The 5,099-nt window shown below is 72.1% G+C and carries 5 protein-coding genes; 4 read left to right on the top strand and 1 reads right to left on the bottom strand.

Annotation, left to right across the window (positions count from 1 at the left end; genetic code table 11):
* The first annotated feature begins 141 nt into the window (after positions 1-141).
* Complete coding sequence (locus ACSMXR_RS03020; RefSeq protein WP_137231515.1) at positions 142-891, top strand: type VII secretion system-associated protein; 750 nt, start codon at positions 142-144, stop codon at positions 889-891.
* On the top strand, positions 884-1,495 hold the full coding sequence (locus ACSMXR_RS03015) for a type VII secretion system-associated protein (RefSeq protein ID WP_137231517.1): 612 nt from the start codon (positions 884-886) through the stop codon (positions 1,493-1,495). The genes ACSMXR_RS03020 and ACSMXR_RS03015 overlap by 8 nt, the downstream gene beginning before the upstream one ends.
* 93 nt (positions 1,496-1,588) lie before the next feature.
* On the opposite strand, the gene katG is transcribed toward ACSMXR_RS03015, so the two are convergent.
* A complete protein-coding gene (gene katG / locus ACSMXR_RS03010) occupies positions 1,589-3,844 on the bottom strand; it encodes a catalase/peroxidase HPI (protein ID WP_137231519.1) in 2,256 nt (751 codons plus the stop codon).
* Positions 3,845-4,229: 385 nt separating this feature from the next.
* Here katG and ACSMXR_RS03005 point away from each other — a divergent pair, with 385 nt between their 5' ends.
* On the top strand, positions 4,230-4,640 hold the full coding sequence (locus ACSMXR_RS03005) for a Fur family transcriptional regulator (protein WP_030081500.1): 411 nt from the start codon (positions 4,230-4,232) through the stop codon (positions 4,638-4,640).
* A gap of 31 nt (positions 4,641-4,671) precedes the next feature.
* Entirely contained in the window at positions 4,672-5,091 is a 420-nt protein-coding gene (locus ACSMXR_RS03000) for a hypothetical protein (RefSeq protein WP_473171179.1), read from the top strand.
* Positions 5,092-5,099 lie beyond the last annotated feature (8 nt).

The raw sequence follows: 5,099 nt of genomic DNA, 5'->3' as shown, positions 1-5,099 counted from the left end.
CGGCTGTCGCACCCCGCGCCAGGACCGCCCGATGGGCCTCCCTCGGGCCCTCTTCTCCGGGCGACGCCTCGCGGTGCCGCCCGTGCGACCACATGACCCGAGCCGCACGCCCGCGCGGCACGACGCTCTGGAGCGACCTCGATGCCGGACTCTGACGCACGTCCCTCGGACGCCCCTGGGCCGAGCGCTCACGGTGGCGCGGCGGAAGGCCGGGCCCGGACGCCTGACGCCGGGGTGATCGCCGTCGGCGACCCGGGCTTTCCGGTGCCGCCCGCGGACATGGTCGCGGCAGCCCGTATCGCGCCGGACCACTGGCTTTCGGCGACCGACCGGCACTGGCTGGGCGAGAACGACGAGGAACCGGCGCCCCCATGGGCCGTCCTCGGCCGCTGGCGCAGTGACGCGCGCGGCCGGATCGTGGAGTGGGAGCCCAACCCGGACTATCGCCCCTCGCCCGCCGCACGGGGCTGGGCCCCACCGGTCAGCGACGCCGACGCCGCCGTACAGCTGGCCTCCACCGGGTACGGTCCCGAGTCGGACGTGGCCCTGGCGCTCGCCGAGGCGGCGGCGGTGGCCGTCTGCGTGGGCGAGGACGGCCGACCGGGGTGGACACGTGTCCCCGGCGGCGCTCTCGCACTGCCGGTCTTCCCGGAGTCGCCGCAGGCGCCACCGGACCGCATCCCCCCGCATGTGATGATGACGCTGCCCGAACTCCTCGACCTGCTTCCGCCCGGACGGGACGTGATGTTCCTCAGCGCGTCCGCCCCGGCGGCCCAGCTGGTGGCTGCGGACGAGCTGCGGGCACGGTGGGAGGAGACGGCACCGGCCCCGGCCGGCGGAACCGAAACCCCCGATGCAGGCACCCCCGGTGAACGAGGAGACCATGACTGAGCCCGGCGTCCGGACGTCCACCTCCGCGCTGGATCCCGCGCCCCCCGAGGAGTTCGTCGAGGCCGCCCGTCTGGCACCCGACCACTGGCTCTACCTGGCCGACCCCGCCTGGCAGGGTGACGGGCCGCCACCGGAGTGGGCCGTGGTCGGCCAGTGGCGCTCCGACTCCGCGGGAGAGATCGTGGAGTGGGAGGACAACGAGGCGTACCGGCCATCGCCGGAGGCGATGGGGTGGCCGGAGCCGGCCGACGCGGTGGACCGTGCCGTCCAGCTTGCCACCACCGGGTACGGTCCGGCCGAGGACGTCACCGCCGCACTGGCCGGGGCCGAGGTCGCGGTACCGGTCACGGCGGACGGCGATCCGGTGAGCGCGTCGGCACCCGACGGCACGGCGGTCGTCCCCGTGTACACCTCCGAGCGCTACCTCCGGAGCATCGGGCAGCTGGCATCCGTCACGCTGCCGGTTTCGGAACTGCTCACCCGAATCCCCTCCGGGCACAGTCTGTTCCTCAACAGTTCGGCAGCTGTCAGCATGGTGCTGGCCACGGAGGGGCTTGCGGAGATCGTGGCGGAGGGGACCGGGGCTCCGGCGTCCCGGCCATGAAAAGAGCGCACAGCTGAGGGCGTCCACCGGGTCCGGTATCGGCCCCACCGCCGGAGCCTCTCCTCCTGCTCGCAGGAGGAGAGGCGAGGGCTGTCAGACCAGGTCGAAGCGGTCCAGGTCCATGACCTTGGTCCAGGCGGCGACGAAGTCCGTCACGAACTTCTGCCGCGCGTCGTCGCTCGCGTACACCTCGGCGAGGGCACGGAGCTCGGAGTTGGAGCCGAAGACCAGGTCGGCACGGGTGCCGGTCCACTTGACCTTGCCGGACGCGTCCCGGGCCTCGAACTCGTCCTGCGCCGACGACGTGGACTTCCAGGTGATGCCCAGGTCGAGCAGGTTCACGAAGAAGTCGTTGGTCAGCGTGCCCGGGCGGTCGGTGAGCACGCCGTGCTTCGAGCCGCCGGTGTTGGCGCCCAGCACCCGCAGACCGCCGACCAGAACGGTGGTCTCCGGGGCGCTCAGCGTCAGCAGGTTCGCCCGGTCCAGGAGCAGGTACTCGGCGGGCAGCCGGGCCGCCTTGCCGACGTAGTTGCGGAAGCCGTCGTACGCGGGCTCCAGAGCGGCGAAGGACTCGACGTCCGTCTGCTCCTGCGTGGCGTCGACCCGGCCCGGGGTGAACGGCACCTCCACCTCGACACCGGCGTCCTTGGCCGCCTGCTCGACGGCCGCGCTGCCCGCGAGGACGATCAGGTCGGCCAGCGAGACCTGCTTGCCGCCCTTGGCGTTGAAGGACTCCTGGATGCTCTCCAGCGCCCGGAGGACCTGGGCCAGCTCGTCCGGGTCGTTCGCCTCCCAGCCGCGCTGCGGCTCCAGACGGACCCGGGCGCCGTTGGCGCCGCCGCGCTTGTCGCTGCCGCGGAAGGACGAGGCCGAGGCCCAGGCGGCCGAGACCAGCTGCGCCACCGTCAGGTCCGTGGCGAGCACCTGCTCCTTGAGCGCGGCGATCTCCGCGGCGTCCAGCGGCTCACCGGTGCGCGCGGGCAGCGGGTCCTGCCACAGCAGCACCTCGGAGGGCACCTCCGGGCCCAGGTACCGCTGGATCGGGCCCATGTCACGGTGCGTCAGCTTGTACCAGGCGCGCGCGAAGGCGTCCGCGAACTCTTCCGGGTTCTCGTGGAAGCGGCGCGAGATCTGCTCGTACGCCGGGTCGAAGCGCAGCGACAGGTCGGTGGTGAGCATCTGCGGCCGGTGCTTCTTCGACGCGTCGTGCGCGTCCGGGATGGTCGCCTCCGCGTCCTTGGCGACCCACTGGTGCGCGCCGGCCGGGGACTTGGTCAGCTCGTACTCGTAGGCGAAGAGGTTGTGGAAGAACTCGTTGCCCCACTGCGTCGGCGTGCTGGTCCAGGTCACCTCCAGCCCACTGGTGATGGCGTCGCCGCCCTTGCCCGACTTGTACGAGCTGCGCCAGCCGAGGCCCTGCTCCTCGATGGAAGCGCCCTCGGGGTCCGCGCCGACGCTCTCGGCCGGGCCCGCGCCGTGGGTCTTGCCGAAGGTGTGGCCACCGGCGATGAGGGCGACGGTCTCCTCGTCGTTCATCGCCATCCGGCGGAAGGTCTCGCGGATGTCGCGGGCGGCCGCGACCGGGTCCGGGTTGCCGTTGGGGCCCTCGGGGTTGACGTAGATCAGACCCATCTGGACCGCGCCGAGCGGGTTCTCCAGCTCACGGTCGCCCGTGTAGCGCTCGTCGTCGAGCCAGGTGGTCTCCGGGCCCCAGTAGACGTCCTCCTCCGACTCCCAGACGTCCTCGCGGCCACCGGCGAAGCCGAAGGTCTCGAAGCCCATGGTCTCCAGGGCGACGTTGCCGGTGAGGATCAGCAGGTCAGCCCAGGACAGCGCCTGGCCGTACTTCTTCTTGACCGGCCACAGCAGCCGGCGGGCCTTGTCCAGGTTGCCGTTGTCCGGCCAGCTGTTCAGCGGGGCGAACCGCTGCTGACCGGCGCCCGCGCCACCGCGGCCGTCGCTGATGCGGTACGTGCCGGCGCTGTGCCAGGCCATCCGGATCATCAGCGGTCCGTAGTTGCCGAAGTCGGCCGGCCACCAGTCCTGCGAGGTGGAGAGCACCTCGGCGATGTCCCGCTTCACCGCGGGCAGGTCGAGCGCCTCGAACGCGGCCGCGTAGTCGAAGTCCGCACCGAGCGGGTTCGCCACGGCGGGGTTCTTGGCGAGGATCTTCAGGTTGAGGCGGTCCGGCCACCACTGGCGGTTTCCGCCGCCCTGCGTGGGGTGCGGCGCGCGGCCGTGCGCCACGGGGCAGCCGCTCGCCTGCGCCTCGGGCACCTCGGGAACGGCCGTCTCGGGCGAATCCGGGGTGACGGGGTCGAAGACGTGCGACTCGTGGTTCTCGGTCATGAGCAATCCTTCCGGACCCGGCGGGTCGTGGGGCGCTGAACGGGGGAGGAGGATTCGGGCCGTGCAGAAGGGGGCACGCTGTGTGCCGGGGCCTCACCGCGGGTCGCCCGAACGCCTCACGGACCACCGGACCGGACGGTCCCGGGCGGTGTGGCGAGGACGGCGCCTGGCCGGCTGGCGGCGCTGTGCGGTCGACCGGCGGAGCCCCGCCGCGTGTCTCTGCTGCCGTACCGGAGTCTTCCTGTCTCTTGGATGTCGCCAGGATCGATCCTACGATGGACTTCGTCCAAGTCAAGAAGTGCGCTAAAACTATAATGGCCAGGGCGCGTGCCGTCGGATCTTCCGAGGCCGTACGTCCCCCGCGAACCGGAGCAGGTGAGACGAGATGAGTGACCTCCTTGAGCGGCTGCGGAGCCGTGGCTGGCGGCTGACCTCGCAGCGGCGCGTCGTCGCGGAGGTCCTCGACGGCGACCACGTGCACCTGACGGCGGACGAGGTGCACCTGCAGGCGGCCGCACGACTGCCCGAGATCTCCCGCGCGACCGTCTACAACACGCTGGGCGAGCTCGTCGCGCTCGGCGAGGTGCTGGAGGTCTCCACCGTGGGCCGGGCCAAGCGCTACGACCCGAACGCACGCCGCCCCCACCAGCACCTGGTGTGCTCCGGCTGCGGCACGGTCCGCGACGTCCACCCGGCGGGCAACGCCATCGGCGACCTGCCCGAGGCCGAGCGGTTCGGCTTCGCCGTCGGCTCGGTGGAGATCACCTACCGCGGCCTGTGCCCGTCCTGCGCCTGAGCGCGCGACGACGTCGCACTAGGGTGTCGGCATGTCGCTGAGCCGCATAGTCCTCACGTCCGGCCGTACGATCCGGCTCACCGAGCTGCGGATGTCCTCGACCTACGGGGGCATGCTGGAGGGCTATCCGTGCAAGCGCGTCAACGACCTGAAGGTCGGGTGGCTCCAGCGGCAGGCCGAACGCGAGTATTCCGCCATGCGGGTCCATTGCGTCGAGCCCTCCCGTGAGTACCCGGAGGGGAGCGCGGGCGCCTTCGGGCCCGTCGAGGTGCTTCCTCCCGTGGCGTGCATCGGCTCCTTCGACTCCTCGGCGCTCGACCCGGCCATGGACGGTTCCGGCCTCGTCGTCGCCTGGTTCCAGGCGACGGCGGAGGTACCGGCGGGCGAGGACGCCGATCCCGCGCTGCGTGGGCTTCGCTGGGAGCGGCTGGCCGAGGACTACGAGCTGTAGCGACGCGT

The organism is Streptomyces sp. DSM 106670 (genome assembly GCF_055792845.1).
This window is presented reverse-complemented; position numbering and strand designations above follow the sequence as displayed.